Origin of the sequence: Aeromonas genomosp. paramedia, from assembly GCF_023093515.1 — a bacterium.
GTDB lineage: Bacteria > Pseudomonadota > Gammaproteobacteria > Enterobacterales > Aeromonadaceae > Aeromonas.
Window position 1 is genome coordinate 240,385 of the sequence record NZ_JAAROG010000020.1, and the last position, 15,669, is coordinate 256,053.

Consider the following 15,669-nt stretch of genomic DNA (forward strand, 5'->3'; position numbering starts at 1 on the left):
GATGAAAAGATGGCTATTGGTGCTCCTGTGCGCCCTGCCCATGCTGGGCCAGGGGGCCGGCTATACCCAGACCCGCTACCCCATAGTGCTGGTGCACGGGCTGTTCGGCTTCGACAAGCTGCTCGGGGTCGACTATTTCTACGGCATTCCCCAGGCCCTGACCCGGGACGGTGCCCGCGTCTACGTGGCACAGGTCTCCGCCACCCAGAGTTCGGAGCTGCGCGGCGAACAGCTGCTCAGGCAGGTACAGCAGGTGCTCGCCGTCACGGGGGCCGACAAGGTGAACCTCATAGGTCACTCCCACGGCGGCCCCACCATTCGCTATGTGGCCTCGGTCGCCCCCGAGCTGGTCGCCTCCGCCACCAGCGTGGGGGGCGTCAACCAGGGCTCCGAGATCGCCGACCTGGTGCGCGCCAGGGTGGCGCCGGGCTCGGTGGCCGAGCAGCTGACGGTGGCCGCCGCCTCGGCGCTCTCCGGGGTCATCTCGCTGCTCTCCGGCGGCAGTGACCTGCCCCAGGATCCCCTCGCCTCCCTCGATGCCTTGACCAGCGCCGGTGCCCAGCGCTTCAACCAGCGCTATCCGGAAGGACTGCCCAGCCAGCACTGCGGCGAGGGGCCCCTGCTGGCCGACAACGGCGTCTACTACTTCTCCTGGAGCGGGCGCGGCAACATGACCAACATTCTGGATCCGGTGGATCCGGCGCTGGCACTGACCGGCACCTTCTTTCACGAGCCCAATGACGGCCTGGTCGGGGTCTGCAGCAGCCACCTCGGCAAGGTGATAGGCACGGCTTACCGGATGAACCACCTGGACGAGGTGAACCAGTCGTTCGGCATCCACCACCTGTTCGACACGGATCCCGTCACCCTCTATCGCCAGCATGCCAACCGCTTGCAGAGGCTGGGGCTATGAGACGGCTCCTGCTGGTCGCCCTCTCCCTGGGCGCGGCCCTGCTGGGCACACTCCTGCTCTGGCCCGAGCCTGCCCCTGATCTGGCGGCAGCCCCCGAGCGGGGAGCCCTGCGCCACCAGCTGGCCCAGCGGCTGGAGCAGGGCGAGACGGACGAAGAGGACGCCATGCTGGCCCGCTATCGGCAGTTTCTGCGGGCGGAAGGGAGCCTGACGGTGCCGACGGATCCCGGCCTCGCCAGCCTGCAGCTGCTGTTTGACGAGCGTGAACGGCTGCGCCGGCAACACTTCAGCCCCGCCGAGCAGGCGTCGCTGTTTGCCGAAGAGAGGCTGATGGAGCAGTGGACCCTGAGGCGCAAGGCGCTGGCAGAGGCCGACGCCGCCGACAGGGTGATGCTGGGGGAAGAGCTGGCGCTCTGGCTGGCGGAACAGCCCCAGTGGTTCAGGGAGGCGGAGGCCAACGGCCGCCTGCTCGGCGATCTGCAGCGCCTGGAGCGGCTCTCCCCCGCCGAACGGGACGCCGTGCTGCTGGAACAGCTGGGGCCTGAGGCGGTGGATCGGCTGCGCCAGCTGGCGCAGAGCCAGCAAGGGTTCGAGCGGCAGCTGGCGGGCTATCTGGCGGAACTCGAGCCCCTGCTCCCCCTGGACAGGGCCGGGCAGCAGCAGGCGATCCTGGCGCGCTGGTTCGAGCCTGGGCAGTGGCGGCGGGTGGAGGCGCTGACCCGGCAGAGGCTCGGGGAGCGGCCATAAATGGCGAGGGGGCCCCGACGGCCCCCTCGCTTCATGCTGTTATCGCACTCATTGCGGCTTGTTGGCACCCGGCAGCGGCTGCCAGGTGAGGCGGGTCACCTGGGTGCCCTGTACCTCGCAGGTGAGGCAGAGGTCCTGCCACCCCTTCTCCTGGCGCAGGGAGACCTCCCCCTTCATGCCCTCAGCGCCCGCCTTGAGCCTGGCCTGCTCGAAGGTCACCTTGTCGCCCTTGGCCAGCGCCATCAGCTTGCCGTTGCAGAGCCACCGGGTCAGCTCGGCCCCCTTCAGCTTGACGCCGCCTTCGCCAGCCTGCTGCTCCGCCTGACTCGGCACGAACAGCGCGCTCAGCTCGGCCGCCCGTTTGGTGAGCCAGGCCTCCCGCTGCTGCATGCTCATCTTGCTGACGAACTCGGCGGGCTGCCCCTTCTCATCCAGCCACTGAGTCAACTTGCCGCCGTCATCGAAGGCGAACTGGGCGGCGGGCTCCTTCACCCCGAACAGCTTGCCCCCCTTGAAGTAGTAGCGGCTCTCCCCCTCCTGCTTGCCCTGCTCGTTCAGTATGGGCACGGCTATGATGACGGGAACCCCGTCGATCCAGGCCTTGATGTCCACACCGTCATGGCTGAACAGCCGGGTGTCGAGACCATAGTCGGCCCCCTTCTCCATCAGGGTGAACTGCTCGGCCAGGGTGGTGGCCAGAGAAGGCAGGGAGCAGAGTCCCAGTCCCAAGCCGAGGCTCAGGGCGATCGCTGTCTTGCGCATAAGTGTCCTGTGATGGCCAAAAGGCCAGGTTAACTCTCTACCAGCCAGGCCCTCAGCCCCTCCCGGTGCGCGTCACTCAGGGGGAGGGACTGACGGGTCTGGTAGTCAAAATGGATCAGGGTCGTCTCGGCGGTCACCGCCAGCTCGCCCCCCTGCCAGGCCTCCTGCCAGAGGGTGAAGGAGCTGGTGCCGATGCGCCGCACCCCCGTCTTGATCAATACCTGCTGGCCATAGAACAGCTCCCGTTTGAACTGCACCGCATAGCCCGCGATGATCAGATGCCAGTCGTGCACATCCAGCTCGGGAGAGAAGAGGCGGAACAGGGGATCACGGGCCGATTCAAACCAGACCGCCGGCACCGTATTGTTGATGTGGCCGAGGGCGTCCGTCTCTTGAAAACGGGGTTGGATCTGCATTTCCAGCATGGATATCGACTCCTTGTCGTGGGACCGCGCACAGGCTAGCGCGCCAACCCTTATGACTCAAGCGTCCCGGCATCCGGGTGGGAGCCGCCTCCGGTTTCCGGCGCCGCCATCCCCTGTTCGGGTCTGAGCCAGGCGCTGCGAAAATCGAACCAGCCGAGAGCCGTCATCCGCACCCCGTGCACGCCGACCCGGCTCTCGAGCTCCAGCCAGTGGTGAAACAGCGGCACGAACCAGCCCTGGCGCTGCACCTCGGCCAGCAAGGCCCGCGGGCCTGGCTCGGCGCCGCTGGCGCGCCACTGCGTCAATCCCTGCCACAGGGCCTGCTGGCCGCCCCATACCCGGCGCAGCAAGGGGGTGCCCTGGAGCCAGGCGTAGGGGGCGAAGGCGTGTTCGTGCTCCAGGTTCAGGGTGCCGAGCCAGAGATCCACGTCTTGATCCTCCCCGCTCACCCAGCGGCCGTAATCCAGGGTGCGCACCTCGAGCCGGATCCCCTGCTCTGCCAGCAGGTTGGCCATGACATTGGCACACTCGTTGAACTCCAGATGCTGGTTGAAACAGGCCAGCACCAGCCGGGTCGGCAACAGCGCAGGTTGAGGCTCCTCGGCGGGCAGGGCTTCGCGCCAGTGGGGCAGCAGGCCGAGGGCACTGGTCCAGCCCCGTTGCAGCTCGGGGGCGACCCGTCCCATCAGGGCGATGGGGTTGAGCAGCCGGGTCAGCCACTGGCGCAGGGCGGGATCCTGCAGCGGGAGGGATCTGTCGTCCTGCAGCAGGAAGTAGCAGCCCGATTCCAGCTCCGACTCGCCGCGCATGGTGCCAAGCTCGGGGCTGTCGCGCCCCAGCTGCAGGTGGCTCTCCAGCCGCTCCGCCAGCTCCGGCAGCATCCAGATGTCGATCTCGTCGAGCAGGGCCCGCAGCCCGAAGTAGTCGTCGAAGGCCGCAAGGCACAGCTGCAGGGGATCGTTGGCGGTGACCCTGTAGGGGCCCGTGCCGACCGGGTGCAGGGCAAAGCCCGCCTCCCCCTTGAGCTCGCGGGGCAGGATGGCCGCCACCGGCTCCGCCAGCAGTTGCAGCAGCAGGGGATCCGGGCTGTCGAGGTGCAGATCCAGGGTGCGCGGCCAGCTACTCTCCAGCCGGGCGAGGTGGGCAAACAGCGGGCGATCCCGCAGGCCGAGCAGGCTCTCCATCACATCTTCCACCGCCAGCTCGCGGCCGTGGTGAAAGCGCACCGCCGGGCGCAGGTAGAAGCGCCAGTGACAGGGGCCGAGACACTCCCAGTGGTGGGCCAGGTCCCCCTCGATTTCCCCATTTTCCTCATTTCGCCGGGTGAGGCCGTTGAAGATCTGGCGGCTGAGGTGCACCTCGGAGCGGCGCAGGGGATCCGTGGGCAGCAGGTGGGGCAGTGGCCGGTAGTAGGGCACCCGCAGGATCTGGCGCCCCTCCCGGGTGGCCTGACCGAGCTGCTCGATGAGCAGCGGGGTGAGCAAGTCCAGCCGCCCCTCCGCCAGCCGCACCGCCTGGGCGAGCTGGCCCTGGCTCAGCAGATCCCGCAGGCGGCGGCGAGTCAGGCTCTCCTGATTGTCCAGCAAGATGAGCCGGGAGCGCCGCCCCCGTCCCGCCTCCGCCGACCAGCTGAGCCAGCCCTGATCCTGCATGCGCCGCAGCAGCAGACGGGCGTTGCGCGGGGTGCAGCAGAGCAGATCCGCCACCTCGGCGAGGCTGGTCTCCCGCTCATCGCAGCCAAGCTGCTGGGCGAGCCGTTGAAATTGCTGGTAGAGGCGGCGGCTGGGCATAAAAGAGGAAATCCTTGTCAATGAAGTCGTCAGTTTTTACTTCCTCATTTTAGCTCAATACTGTTGGCGAACGTGAGCACCACAGCACAGGAGCACCATCATGAGCCAGACCAACCCCCATGCACCGAACCGGATCCAGCAAGGAATGCGCCGCTACTTCCGCCGGATCCAGCCCCGCCCTCTGACCCTGATCGAGGATCCCATGCAGCAGCTCAACCGCCTGATGCAGTGGGACATGCAGCAGATAGACGACAGGGAGTATCGTCGCCGCCTCTGATCGGGCCAGGACTCCGGACGGGAAAGGGCGCGGCAGGATCACTGCAAGCCCCTGACAATGCTTTGCCGGATTGGGTGGTTTACATCGGCACAGGGCCTGCTAGATTGGACGTCTATCCATCCATAATGGCGACGACGTCCAACAAGGAGTGTGTGATGAAAGATGCGACCCTGGCCCTGCACCACGGCTTTTCCAGCGACCCCACCACCAAGGCGGTGGCCGTGCCCATCTACCAGACGGTGGCCTACGAGTTCGACAGCGCCCAGCACGGGGCGGATCTGTTCAACCTGGCGGTGCCCGGCAACATCTACACCCGCATCATGAACCCCACCAACGACGTGCTGGAACAGCGGATGGCCGCCCTGGAGGGGGGCATCGCCGGGCTGGTGGTCTCGGCGGGTTCCGCTGCCATCACCTACGCCATCCAGGCGCTGACCGCCGCCGGTGACAACATCGTCTCCACCCCCCAGCTCTATGGCGGCACCTACACCCTGTTCGCCCACATGCTGCCGAGCTTCGGGGTCGAGGTGCGCTTCGCCAAGGACGACAGCGCCGAGGCCATCGCCGCCCTCATCGACGACAGGACCAAGGCGGTCTACTGCGAGAGCATCGGCAACCCGGCGGGCAACATCGTCGATCTGGCGGCCTTCGCCAGGGTGGCCCACGCCCGCGGCGTGCCCCTCATCGTCGATAACACGGTCGCCACCCCTGTGCTGTGCAAACCCATAGAGCATGGCGCCGACATAGTGGTGCACAGCCTCACCAAATATGTCGGTGGTCACGGCAACTCCCTGGGCGGCGTCATCGTCGACTCGGGCAAGTTCCCCTGGGCGGATCACGCCGAGCGCTTCCCCCAGCTGACCCAACCCGAACCTTCATATCACGGGGTGGTCTATACGGACGCCTTTGGCCCGGCCGCCTTCATCGGCCGGGTGCGCACCGTGCCCCTGCGCAACACGGGGGCGGCCCTGGCGCCGATGAACGCCTTCCTGCTGCTGCAGGGGCTGGAGACCCTGAGCCTGCGCATGGAGCGCCACGTGGACAACGCCCTGCGGGTGGCCCACCACCTCAGGCACCACCCCAAGGTGGCCTGGGTCAGCTACGCCGGTCTGCCGGGTCACCCCCACTATCCGCTGGCGGAGAAGTACATGGGCGGCCGCCCCTCGGCCATCCTCTCCTTCGGTCTGAAGGAAGGGTATGAGGCGGGGGTGCGCTTCTACGATGCGCTGAAGATCTTCAAGCGGCTGGTCAACATAGGGGATGCCAAGTCCCTGGCCTGCCACCCCGCCTCCACCACCCATCGCCAGCTGAGCGAAGACGAGCAGGCCAAGGCCGGGGTCAAGCCGGAGATGATCCGGCTGTCGGTCGGAATCGAGGCGATCGAAGACATACTGGCGGATCTGGATCAGGCGCTGGAAGCCTGAGTCGGCACGGAGCGGGCATCTGCCCGCTCTTTTTTGTCCATCGGTGAACCACTTGCCTCGCCCCTTCGTACACCCAATCCCGCCACCGAATCGAGGTTCCCATGATAGTCCTGCACCACCTGAACAAGTCCCGCTCCCAGCGCATCATCTGGCTGCTCGAGGAGCTGGGCCTGCCCTACGAGATCAAGGCCTACCAGCGCGACGCCACCACCTTTTTGGCACCGCCCGAACTCAAGGCCATCCACCCCCTCGGCAAGTCGCCGGTCATCGAGTTCGACGGCCGGGTGCTGGCAGAATCCGGCGCCATCACCGAGTACCTGATAGCCCGCCACGCCCCCGAGCGGCTGGCCCCAGCCACCGACAGCCCCGACTACCCCAAGTACCTGCAATGGATCCACTTCGCCGAGAGCTCCGGCATATTGCCGCTGCTGCTGGACATGTTCGTGCGCAAGGATGGCAGCCCGATGCGCTTCCTGCCGGGCTACGCCCAGGCGGAGTGCGCCAAGGTGCTGGGCTATCTCAACGAGGTGCTGGCAAGCCGCCGCTATCTGGTGGGGGATCGCCTCTCCGGCGCCGACATCATGAACTCCTTCCTGGTGGATCTGCTGGCCCAGGGCGGCCAGCTGGCCCGGTTCCCGCACCTTGAGGCCTACTGGCAGCGGCTCAATACCCATCCGGCCCGCCAGAAGGCGGCAGCCCTGGAGCGCGAGCTGGATCAGGGGGCCTGAGCCCCGGCACCTCACCACAGCATGCAAAACGCCCCGGACTCGGGGCGTTTTCTTTTCAGCTCGGAAATCGAGGCCTAGAGCGCGTGGGAGAGGATCCGCGCCACCTTGTCGGGATCGATATCTTGCTGCTCACCCAGGGCGGTCAGCCCGAAGCGCTTGAGGTTGGAACAGATGGCGGGGATGCAGCTTTCGTTCAGGCCGTAGTCGGCGAGTCGGGTGCCCACTCCCATCTGCTGGAAGAACTGCTCGGTGCGGATGATGGCCTCCTCGATGCGCAGCGCCTTGTCCTCCCGGCGGGAGTGCCAGACCCGCTCGGCGAACTGGGCCAGCTTCTCCTGCTTCTGGGCCGCCTGCTCCCGCAGCAAGGAGGGCAGCACCACCGCCAGGCTCTGGGCATGATCCAGCCCATGCAGGGCGGTGAGCTGGTGACCTATGGCATGGGTGGACCAGTCCTGGGGCACGCCGCGCCCGATGAGGCCGTTGAGGGCCAGGCTGGCGGCCCACATCAGGTTGGCCCGCACCTGGTAGTTGGTGGGCTCCGTCAGCGCCCGCGGGCCGTTGTCCACCAGCACCTGCAGCAGGCCCTCCGCCAGCCGGTCCTGCACATCCCCGCCCACCGGGAAGGTAAGGTACTGCTCCAGGATATGGACGAAGGCATCCACCACGCCGTTGCCCACCTGGCGTACCGGCAGGCTGTAGGTGGTGGTGGGATCCAGCACCGCAAACCGGGGCAGCACCAGCGGATTGTAGAAGGAGAGCTTGGCCTCTCCCCGGCTCACCACGGCGGCGGGATTGCTCTCGGAGCCGGTGGCAGGCAGGGTCAGCACGCAGCCGAGCGGCAGCGCCCCCTTGACCGGCGCCTTCTCCAGCAGGATGTCCCAGGGATCCTCCCCCTCGAAGCAGGCTGCGGCGGCCACGAACTTGGTGCCATCCACCACGGATCCGCCGCCGACCGCCAGCAGGAAGTCGATGCGCTCGCGCTTGACCAGGGCCACCGCCTCCATCAGCTGATCGTACTGGGGGTTGGCACCTATGCCGGGAAACTCCAGCCACTCCCTGCCCGCCAGCGCCTGGGTCAACTGCTCATAGACGCCGTTCTGCTTGATGCTGCCGCCGCCGTAGAGCACCAGCAGGCGGCTGCCCGCCGGGATCAGCTCCGGCAGCGTGGCTATCTGGCCCTCCCCGAAACAGACGCGGGTGGGATTGGCATATTGGAAGTTGTACACGGCAGAGCCCTCGGTTGAATGCATGCAGGGGGATTGTGCGCCAGCCATACCATCAGGTCAAAAAACGGGAGCGAGCCATCAACAAGGTGATGCCCCCCCTTTGGGATCATGGTACTCAGGCATGACTTTCCATGGTGTCACTGGCGCAGTCCCCTGCTCCCTCATGGCGCCGCGCCATGCCGTCATCCCATCAGGTCAAAAACGGGAGCGAGCCATCAACATGGTGATACGCCCCCTTTGGGATCATGGTACTCAGGCATGACTTTCCATGGTGTCACTGGCGCAGTCCCCTGCTCCCCCATGGCGCCGCGCCATGCCGTCATCCCATCAGGTCAAAAACGGGAGCGAGCCATCAAAATGGTGATGCGCTCTCTTTGGCATGATGGTACTCAGGTGTGACTTTGCTATGGTGTCACTGGAGCAGGGGGCTCACTCCCCTGCTCCGTCATGGCGCCGCGCCATGTCGTCATCCTGACGCCTCTCACGGGGTTCTGTTTTCCAGCCATAGGGTCTAATCATGAAACTGAAGCACGCATGGATCGCAGGAGTGCTCACTCTCTGTGTCAATCCCCTGATACAGGCCGCCGAGGTGACCGCCAATGTGGCCGTCACTCCGGGCCAGGCCAGTCTGGCAGAAGAGGTGAAGGCCGAGGCGACCGTCACCGCCCTCGATCTCGCGACCCGCAAGATCAGCCTGAAGAATGCCGAAGGCGAGACCTTCGATCTGGTCGCCGGGGAAGAGGTGACCAACCTCCAGAACCTCAAGGTGGGGGACGTGGTGGCGCTGCGCTACCTGCAACTGCTGGATCTCGAGCTGCTCAAGGGCACGGCCGGCGTGAGAAAGCGGGTGGTGGAGGTAGAGGGGAGCAAGGCGGCCGCCGGCCAGCAACCGGGCGCCGGGGCTGGTATGCAGGTCACCATCTATGCCGACGTCATCGACGTCGACAAGGCGCAGCAGACCATCAGGGTCAAGGGGGTGGACAATACCCTCACCCTCAAGGTGAGGGATCCGGCCCAGTTCGCCCTGATCGCCAAAGGGGATCAGATCAAGGCCGTCCAGACCACGGCCATCGCCATAGGAATCGTGCCCAAACAGCCCTGAGGCACACCGTCTGCGGCAGGGAGGGCGCTGGCGCTCCCTGCTTCATCCTTCCCCGGCATCCGGGGCAACATCTTGCCCATCCGACACCAAAGATTGCCGTTCGAGTCGGTGTTATCAGGCCTGGGTGCTCTGCCCGCTCGACGACTTGCCGGTGAGCCTGTCCATGGCCGCCTTGAGCATGGCATCACGCTGCTCGGTCAGGGCTCGGGTCTGGGTCTCCCGCTCTTCGGCCGAGAGCGTCTTGTTGTCGGCCACCCCCTTGATCTGGCTCTCGAGATCGTCAAATTTTTTGCGATCGAAGCCGAGTGCCTTGTCCACCAGCTGCTGCACCACCGTATTGTTGGCACTCCCGGCCAGGGAGGCGCTCTTGCCGCTTCTGGCCAGATGCTCGTAAGTCAGTACCTGCTGCGCCTTGCCGGTCAGCACCTGGCTGGAGAGGCTGACCTGCTGATCCCAGCTCCCCTGCTGGCTGTCATCGCCACTGAGGGTGGCCAGGGCACGGCTGTGGGACGCACTCTGGGCGAGTTGCTGACCATAGGGTTTGATGTCCATGAAGGCTCCAAGCTGCTGCCGGCCAAACCGGCGTCCGGGGAGACACTCCCCGCCAATCACCATGACTCAGCAAGTTGCAGGCCAACTTGACCACCAGCTGGCAGCTATCTGGGATAGAGGGTGGATGGCGCCAGACGGGGGCGGCGGGCAGGCAGGATAGAAAACAGAGCGAGAAGAGGTACCCGGGGGTGCCTCTTCTCATCCCGGTGAGACGGGGTTCAGCGACGGCTGATCTGCAGCGGACCGAAGGTCTGGGCCACCGGCATGATCTCTATGCTGTTGATGTTGACGTGGGCGGGCTGCTGGCTGACCCAGAGCACGGTATTGGCGATGTCCTCCGGCTGAATGGCCTGCACCCCCTGATAGACGGTGGCCGCCTTGGCGTCGTCACCGTGGAAGCGCACGTTGGAGAACTCGGTGCCGCCACAGAGGCCGGGCTCCAGGTTGGTGACGCGGAGGGCGGTGCCCGCCAGATCGGCCCGCAGGTTCAGGCTGAACTGCTTCACGAACGCCTTGGTGGCGCCGTAGACGTTGCCGCCCGGATAGGGATAGGTGCCAGCGATGGAGCCGATATTGACCACGTGGCCGCGATTGCGCGCCACCATGCCCGGCAGCAGCAGGCGGGTGAGCAGGGTCAGGCCGCTGATGTTGGTGGCGATCATCTGCTCCCAGTCTTCCAGATCCGCCTTGTGGGCGGGCTCGAGCCCGAGCGCCAGCCCGGCGTTGTTGACCAGCAGGTCCACCTCGCTCCACTCGGCCGGCAGCCCGGCGATGGCGGCGCGGGTGGCGGCCTTGTCCTGCACGTCGAACGCCAGCGGCAGGAACTGTGCACCCAGCTCGTCGGCCAGGGCGGCCAGCCGCTCGGCGCGGCGACCGGTGCCTATCACCCTGTAACCAGCCTGCACCAGCAGACGGCTGATGGCCTCACCAAACCCGGACGAGGCGCCCGTTACCATTGCGATCATTTGAACCTCCATTGTTATTTATCTGGTTGAAACAAAAAGAATTCACTCATTATCCAGCTCGCGCCCCGTCACCTTGCGCCAGAGGAAGACCGACAGGTGCAGCAACAGCAGGCCGCTGCCCCCCAGAGCAAACAGCAGGCCGGTGAGGGCGTTGACCGAGGTGTCGGCGCCACACCACCACCAGACCAGCCAGCCCACGGCCCCGATGACGAAGGTCTGGATGGCGCAGATCGGGCAGCGCCCGAGTTTGGCCTTGATGGCGGTGGCCAAACAGTCGTCACAGCTCATGGCTGCCCCTCGATGTCAGGGGGCGATTCACGACGCATCCCGCCCGGCGGGGCGCAGCGCCAGCACCAGCCGGTGGGCATGCTGGCCCGGGCCGTAGTAATCCGGCAGCCTGAGCCTTGGGCGAAACCCCAGCCCGTGGTAGAGGGTCTGGGCCTCGGGGTTGGCATCGGCCACTTCGAGCCGGACGGCGCCCCAGCCCGCCTCGCGGCCTTCCCGGATCACCTGCTCCAGCAGGCGCCGGGCCCAGCCCTGGCGGCGCACCGTCCAGCGAATGGCGAGGGTCTGGATGATGAGCCTGTCCCAGCCCCTGTGCTCCAGCACGCTGAGGTAGCCCATCAACTGCCCCTTCTCATCCAGCAGCAGCAGGGTGCGCCCCCTGGCATGGCTGAGCAGGTAGTGCCAGCGGCTGCGGCCGAAGGCGACCTCGGGGGGGAAACAGTAGCGTTCCAGCTTAACGATGGCGCCCAAATCATCGGTTCGGGCCGCGCGCACGGTCAACACGGGGAGTCCTTGTTCGGTTATTTATCCTCAGCACCAGAAATGCGACTTGTATCACAAGTTACCAAGGCAGAATATTAGGCACTGTAACCTCTTGTTTCCCCTCGCGCCATTGTCGTGCTTGTCGGTGCATCGAAGCCCACTGGGGATCCTGCCTATTCGGGCAGTCCTTTCTGTGGAGCCGAAAATATGAGTACCTATGTCATCGTCGACGAGCTGGGCGACTGGCCCTGCCATGCCGACTATCTGCTGACCGCCCGCACCTACCTGCAACACGGTGTGCCCACCACCGGCGGCCGCCCCCGCATCATCAACCTCTGCCGCAGTCTGGAGCACCTGAGCGCGGGCTATTACTGCTCATTGCTGGCCCAGGCCCGCAGCCACCACTGCCTGCCGGGGCTGCAGGCCATCAGCCGGCTGCAACCCCAGCAGCCACCGGCCAAGCTGTGGCGCAAGCTGCAGGGCTGGCTGACCCGCCAGAGCGAGGACAGGATCCGGGTGCGCGCCATCTTCGGCCAGTGCGAACAGAGCGAGCTGGCGGGGCTGGCCCGCTACTACTACGGCCTGAGCCAGCTGCCGCTGCAGGAGCTGACCCTGAAACGGGGCCGTCACGGCTGGTCGGTGCGCCAGCAGCAGAGCCTCTCCCCCCTGGTGTTGAGCCCGAGCGAGAAGACGCTGATGGTGCAGCACGCCCAGGCGCTGGTGGGCACCGGGGGCGAGGAGCAGACGGCGCCCCTCTATCAGCTCGCCATCCTGATGGATCAGAACGATGGCCGGGCCAGCAGCGATGCCCTGGCGATAGAGCGCTTCATCCAGGCTGCCGCCGCCCAGGGGATCCAGGCCGAGATACTGGCCCCCTCCGCCATCGAGCGGCTGCCGGAGTTCGACACCCTCTGGCTGCGGGCCGAGACCGCGGTCGGCCACTACACCTTCGAGTTCGCCCGCCGCGCCGAGCAGCTCAAGATGCCGGTGATCGACAGCTCCCGCGCCATCCTCGCCTGCAGCAACAAGCTCTACCTCTACGAGCTGATGGTGCGCAGCGGCGTGCCCATGCCCCCCACCATGGTGGTGACCCGCCGCGGCCGCCACCAGGTGGACGAGCTGGTGCAGCGCCTCGGCCTGCCGCTGATGGTGAAGGTGCCCGACGGTGCCCAGGGGCGGGATCTCGCTATGGCGAGCGACGAGACCCAGCTCGCCCGCCTGCTGGACGAGGGGCTGGGCCGCTCCGCCCTGCTGCTGGTGCAGAGCCGGATCCCCGCCGAGTTCGACTGGCGCATCGGCTTTCTCGACGGCTCGCCGCTGTTCGCCTGCCGCCGCTACCGGCCGGAGCCCGGCAACCGCATCCGCCGCCGCAAGCACCCCCTCGACATGAGCCGGATCGAGGCGCTGCCGCTCACCGAGGTGCCGGAGCGGGTGTTGCAGACCGCCCGCCGCGCCGTGCACCAGCTCGGCAACGGCCTGTTCGGGGTGGATCTGCGCCAGCAGGGCCAGGGCTGCGTGCTGCTGGAAATCATCGACAATCCCTGGATACGTGGCGATATTGAAGACAGAGAGGCCAAAGATCTCTACGAGCGCCTGGCCAGGGCCTTCCGCCAACGGCTGGAGAACCGGGGGCAGAGCGCGGCAGGATAACAAGCAGGATCGGCAGAGGTGGGTATGATGACAATGCAGTGGTGGGACATAGCGCCCCTTGGCTGGAACAACATTCTGGCCTGTCTGGTGTGTGGCGGTCTGGGGGGGCTGGAGCGGCAGTTGCACGGCAAGCCGGTCGGCATTCGCACCTCCTCCCTCATCGTGCTCGGCACTTACTGCTTTCTCTCCATCGGCGCCGCCGTCAGCCCGCAGTCTGCGGATCAGGCGCGGGTGCTGGGCCAGCTCATCACCGGCATCGGCTTCCTCGGTGCCGGGGTCATGATGACCCGGGATGGTCAGGTGCTGGGGGTGACCTCGGCCGCCACCATCTGGATGCTGGCCGCCCTCGGTGCCCTGATCGGCATGGGAATGCTGCACCAGGCCGTGCTGCTCACCGGCGTGACCCTGGGGATCCTGGTGGGGGTTCACTACCTGGAGACCAGCTTCAAGAGCCTGCGCCGTGGCGTGCACAACCGGCTGGAGCACTGGCGCAACGGCAACGAGCGCGGCACACCGACCAGCCCCCGCCAGGAGGAGCTCGGCAGCGGTCTCGAGAAGTGACCCTGCCGCCAGCAGGCAACAAAAAGGGCTCCCGCGGGAGCCCTTTTGCTGTCTGCCGTCTCATTGCAACAGCAGGAAGCGGCCGGTGAGGGGCGGCAGGTCCACCGTCAGGCTGCTGCCCCCCATGGCCAGGCGCTCGCCGCTCTGCAGATCCACCAGGGCGCTGCCGCTGCGCAGCTTGGCCAGAGGCAGGCTGTAGCTCTGGGGCGTACTTGAAACGTTGAGCAGGTAGACGATCTGTTCCGCCGCAGTCTGCTTGATGTCCCCATAGACGCTGCCCTCGGCCACCAGCTTGACTCGCTCCCCCTGGTAGAGGGCGGGGTGGGCGGCGCGCAGGGCCATCAGTTGGCTGAGCCACTGCTTCAGATCGCTCTGCTCGCCGCTTGGCACGAAGCCGGTGACACCAGGCACCTTGCCGTCGCTGCGGGCCACGTGATCGTCGCACAGTCCCTGGGCCGCACAGTCACCGCCCACCTGGGCCGCAAAGCCCGGCACCTCGTCGCCAAACTCCTCGCCGTAGTAGAGGGTGATGGGGCCGGAGCGGGCCGCCAGGAAGCTGAAGGCCGCCTTGTGGCGCTGCCAGTAGTCCGCCTGGTTGAAGTTGCCGCGCTCCAGCAGATCGCCGAAGCGCACCAGATCGTGGTTGCCCAGCATCAGGTTCGGCATGGCGTGATCGGGGTAGTTCTCCACCTTGTTCCAGCTGGCGTCGAGCACGCCGGCCCCCTGCCCGCCCTTGCCGGACTCCTCCACCGCCAGCGCCTGCACCAGGCCGTAGCGCAGCGGGAAGTCGAACGCCGAGGAGAGCGCCGGGTTGTCGCTGCTGCCATACGCCTGGGCGCGGATCTCGTCGGCCCCCTTCCACACCTCGCCCACCATGTAGCCAAGAGTGCCCCACTGCTGACCGGCGGCCTTGCGCGTTGCGCTGGCCTGCGCCACCTCGGTGCGAATGGCGCGCCAGTCGTCCAGCCCCAGCTGATAGGCCTGATCGAGGCGCCAACCGTCGATGCCGTACTGCTGGACCCAGTAGCGGGCCACCTCCTTGAAGTAGGCGAGGCTCTCGGGCTGGCTGTAATCCACCAGTTGGCCCGGATAACCGGCACCGCCGCTCTTGAGGACGGGCAGGCGTCCCTCTGGCGAGGGCTTGCTCACCCCCACCCGGTTGACGTGGCCGAAGACGCCGTCGAGGAAGACGTAGAGACCGCGCTGGTGGGCCGCATCCACCAGGGTCTTGAGCTGGGCGTTGCTGCCGAAGTTGGGGTCCACGTTGAAGAAGTCGCAGGCGAAGTAGCCGGTGGCATCCAGCCGATCGTCCCCGGCCTGACCGGCGCAGGAGTCGAACACAGGGGTGAGCCAGATGGCGTTGACGTTGAGGCTCTTGATGTGGTCCAGGCTGTCGATGATCCCCTGCAGATCGCCGTTGTGCCTGGAGGGGCCGTAACCGACGCCGTAGTTGGCACTGCCGTCGCCGTCGACGAAAGATTCCACCATCACCTGATAGGTTCTCAGGTTGCAGGCGGGCTGATCATCACCGTAACAGGCGCGACTGTCCGAGGTGGGAGGCGGATTGACCACGGGGGGCTGGGTCTCGCTGCCGGATCCCCCGCCGCCGCTGCCGCACGCTGTCAGTAACAAGGCGGCCCCGATCAGGCCGCCATGGCGCAACCTTCCTTGTTTCATTGTTATCTTCCCGCTGTGGTGCTGGCGCAAGATGCGCCACCCTGAGGCCATGATAACGGCCTCGCCAGGGCGGGTCTGTGACTGAAAACGTTACCTGGCTCAA

Annotated in this window: 17 protein-coding genes; 8 read left to right on the top strand and 9 right to left on the bottom strand. The window is 66.4% G+C overall.

Features of this window, described 5'->3' with window-relative positions:
• The first annotated feature begins 1 nt into the window (after nt 1).
• Nucleotides 2-913 carry a lipase family alpha/beta hydrolase gene (locus HB860_RS16690; RefSeq protein WP_247627341.1) on the top strand — a complete coding sequence of 304 codons (912 nt, stop codon included), beginning with the start codon at nt 2-4 and terminating at the stop codon, nt 911-913.
• On the top strand, nt 910-1,659 hold the full coding sequence (locus tag HB860_RS16695) for a lipase secretion chaperone (RefSeq protein ID WP_247627342.1): 750 nt from the start codon (nt 910-912) through the stop codon (nt 1,657-1,659). The genes HB860_RS16690 and HB860_RS16695 overlap by 4 nt, the downstream gene beginning before the upstream one ends.
• 48 nt (nt 1,660-1,707) lie before the next feature.
• Here HB860_RS16695 and HB860_RS16700 read toward each other — a convergent pair whose 3' ends face one another.
• The 3 genes from HB860_RS16700 to sgrR are packed head-to-tail and all read right to left on the bottom strand — an operon-like array spanning nt 1,708 to nt 4,636.
• The gene (locus HB860_RS16700; protein WP_247627343.1) at nt 1,708-2,421 is read right to left on the bottom strand and encodes a hypothetical protein; all 714 of its coding nucleotides are present in this window, start codon (nt 2,419-2,421) and stop codon (nt 1,708-1,710) included.
• Nucleotides 2,422-2,450: 29 nt separating this feature from the next.
• The gene (locus HB860_RS16705; RefSeq protein WP_247627344.1) at nt 2,451-2,846 is read right to left on the bottom strand and encodes an acyl-CoA thioesterase; all 396 of its coding nucleotides are present in this window, start codon (nt 2,844-2,846) and stop codon (nt 2,451-2,453) included.
• 50 nt (nt 2,847-2,896) lie between these two features.
• A complete protein-coding gene (sgrR, locus tag HB860_RS16710) occupies nt 2,897-4,636 on the bottom strand; it encodes an HTH-type transcriptional regulator SgrR (protein ID WP_247627345.1) in 1,740 nt (579 codons plus the stop codon).
• A 100-nt stretch (nt 4,637-4,736) separates the two neighbouring features.
• Here sgrR and HB860_RS16715 point away from each other — a divergent pair, with 100 nt between their 5' ends.
• The 3 genes from HB860_RS16715 (at nt 4,737) to HB860_RS16725 (ending at nt 7,065) form a co-directional block, all read left to right on the top strand.
• Nucleotides 4,737-4,913, top strand: coding sequence for a hypothetical protein (locus HB860_RS16715; protein WP_139439171.1), 177 nt, complete (start codon nt 4,737-4,739; stop codon nt 4,911-4,913).
• 155 nt (nt 4,914-5,068) lie between these two features.
• Nucleotides 5,069-6,337, top strand: coding sequence for an O-acetylhomoserine aminocarboxypropyltransferase/cysteine synthase family protein (locus HB860_RS16720; protein WP_247627346.1), 1,269 nt, complete (start codon nt 5,069-5,071; stop codon nt 6,335-6,337).
• A gap of 101 nt (nt 6,338-6,438) precedes the next feature.
• The gene (locus HB860_RS16725) at nt 6,439-7,065 is read left to right on the top strand and encodes a glutathione S-transferase family protein (protein ID WP_247627347.1); all 627 of its coding nucleotides are present in this window, start codon (nt 6,439-6,441) and stop codon (nt 7,063-7,065) included.
• A 74-nt stretch (nt 7,066-7,139) separates the two neighbouring features.
• Here the strand turns inward: HB860_RS16725 and HB860_RS16730 are convergent, their stop codons facing one another.
• Nucleotides 7,140-8,315, bottom strand: a complete 1,176-nt coding sequence (locus HB860_RS16730) for an iron-containing alcohol dehydrogenase (protein ID WP_247627348.1) — start codon at nt 8,313-8,315, stop codon at nt 7,140-7,142.
• A 493-nt stretch (nt 8,316-8,808) separates the two neighbouring features.
• On the opposite strand from HB860_RS16730, the gene HB860_RS16735 reads away from it, so the two are divergent.
• Complete coding sequence (locus HB860_RS16735; protein WP_247627349.1) at nt 8,809-9,393, top strand: hypothetical protein; 585 nt, start codon at nt 8,809-8,811, stop codon at nt 9,391-9,393.
• Nucleotides 9,394-9,507: 114 nt separating this feature from the next.
• On the opposite strand, the gene HB860_RS16740 is transcribed toward HB860_RS16735, so the two are convergent.
• From HB860_RS16740 to HB860_RS16755, 4 genes are all read right to left on the bottom strand, one after another.
• Nucleotides 9,508-9,945, bottom strand: a complete 438-nt coding sequence (locus tag HB860_RS16740) for a hypothetical protein (protein ID WP_202047523.1) — start codon at nt 9,943-9,945, stop codon at nt 9,508-9,510.
• Between the two features lie 218 nt (nt 9,946-10,163).
• Nucleotides 10,164-10,910, bottom strand: coding sequence for an SDR family oxidoreductase (locus tag HB860_RS16745; RefSeq protein WP_247627350.1), 747 nt, complete (start codon nt 10,908-10,910; stop codon nt 10,164-10,166).
• A gap of 42 nt (nt 10,911-10,952) precedes the next feature.
• Complete coding sequence (locus HB860_RS16750; RefSeq protein WP_247627351.1) at nt 10,953-11,198, bottom strand: DUF3624 family protein; 246 nt, start codon at nt 11,196-11,198, stop codon at nt 10,953-10,955.
• Between the two features lie 27 nt (nt 11,199-11,225).
• Nucleotides 11,226-11,699 carry a GNAT family N-acetyltransferase gene (locus HB860_RS16755; RefSeq protein WP_247627352.1) on the bottom strand — a complete coding sequence of 158 codons (474 nt, stop codon included), beginning with the start codon at nt 11,697-11,699 and terminating at the stop codon, nt 11,226-11,228.
• A 186-nt stretch (nt 11,700-11,885) separates the two neighbouring features.
• Here HB860_RS16755 and HB860_RS16760 point away from each other — a divergent pair, with 186 nt between their 5' ends.
• Nucleotides 11,886-13,328 (top strand): RimK family protein, encoded by a 1,443-nt coding sequence (locus HB860_RS16760; protein ID WP_247627353.1) that lies wholly within the window; start codon nt 11,886-11,888, stop codon nt 13,326-13,328.
• Nucleotides 13,329-13,352: 24 nt separating this feature from the next.
• The gene (locus HB860_RS16765; RefSeq protein WP_247627354.1) at nt 13,353-13,889 is read left to right on the top strand and encodes an MgtC/SapB family protein; all 537 of its coding nucleotides are present in this window, start codon (nt 13,353-13,355) and stop codon (nt 13,887-13,889) included.
• A 60-nt stretch (nt 13,890-13,949) separates the two neighbouring features.
• On the opposite strand, the gene HB860_RS16770 is transcribed toward HB860_RS16765, so the two are convergent.
• Nucleotides 13,950-15,566 (bottom strand): alpha-amylase family protein, encoded by a 1,617-nt coding sequence (locus tag HB860_RS16770; protein ID WP_247627355.1) that lies wholly within the window; start codon nt 15,564-15,566, stop codon nt 13,950-13,952.
• Nucleotides 15,567-15,669 lie beyond the last annotated feature (103 nt).

Bases quoted from the DNA above. Each gene is read 5' to 3' on its own strand.
- HB860_RS16690 (WP_247627341.1), top strand. From the start codon at position 2: ATGAAAAGATGGCTATTGGTGCTCCTGTGCGCCCTGCCCATGCTGGGC.
- HB860_RS16695 (WP_247627342.1), top strand. From the start codon at position 910: ATGAGACGGCTCCTGCTGGTCGCCCTCTCCCTGGGCGCGGCCCTGCTG.
- HB860_RS16700 (WP_247627343.1), bottom strand. From the start codon at position 2,421: ATGCGCAAGACAGCGATCGCCCTGAGCCTCGGCTTGGGACTGGGACTC.
- HB860_RS16705 (WP_247627344.1), bottom strand. From the start codon at position 2,846: ATGCTGGAAATGCAGATCCAACCCCGTTTTCAAGAGACGGACGCCCTC.
- sgrR (WP_247627345.1), bottom strand. From the start codon at position 4,636: ATGCCCAGCCGCCGCCTCTACCAGCAATTTCAACGGCTCGCCCAGCAG.
- HB860_RS16715 (WP_139439171.1), top strand. From the start codon at position 4,737: ATGAGCCAGACCAACCCCCATGCACCGAACCGGATCCAGCAAGGAATG.
- HB860_RS16720 (WP_247627346.1), top strand. From the start codon at position 5,069: ATGAAAGATGCGACCCTGGCCCTGCACCACGGCTTTTCCAGCGACCCC.
- HB860_RS16725 (WP_247627347.1), top strand. From the start codon at position 6,439: ATGATAGTCCTGCACCACCTGAACAAGTCCCGCTCCCAGCGCATCATC.
- HB860_RS16730 (WP_247627348.1), bottom strand. From the start codon at position 8,315: ATGCATTCAACCGAGGGCTCTGCCGTGTACAACTTCCAATATGCCAAT.
- HB860_RS16735 (WP_247627349.1), top strand. From the start codon at position 8,809: ATGAAACTGAAGCACGCATGGATCGCAGGAGTGCTCACTCTCTGTGTC.
- HB860_RS16740 (WP_202047523.1), bottom strand. From the start codon at position 9,945: ATGGACATCAAACCCTATGGTCAGCAACTCGCCCAGAGTGCGTCCCAC.
- HB860_RS16745 (WP_247627350.1), bottom strand. From the start codon at position 10,910: ATGATCGCAATGGTAACGGGCGCCTCGTCCGGGTTTGGTGAGGCCATC.
- HB860_RS16750 (WP_247627351.1), bottom strand. From the start codon at position 11,198: ATGAGCTGTGACGACTGTTTGGCCACCGCCATCAAGGCCAAACTCGGG.
- HB860_RS16760 (WP_247627353.1), top strand. From the start codon at position 11,886: ATGAGTACCTATGTCATCGTCGACGAGCTGGGCGACTGGCCCTGCCAT.
- HB860_RS16765 (WP_247627354.1), top strand. From the start codon at position 13,353: ATGATGACAATGCAGTGGTGGGACATAGCGCCCCTTGGCTGGAACAAC.
- HB860_RS16770 (WP_247627355.1), bottom strand. From the start codon at position 15,566: ATGAAACAAGGAAGGTTGCGCCATGGCGGCCTGATCGGGGCCGCCTTG.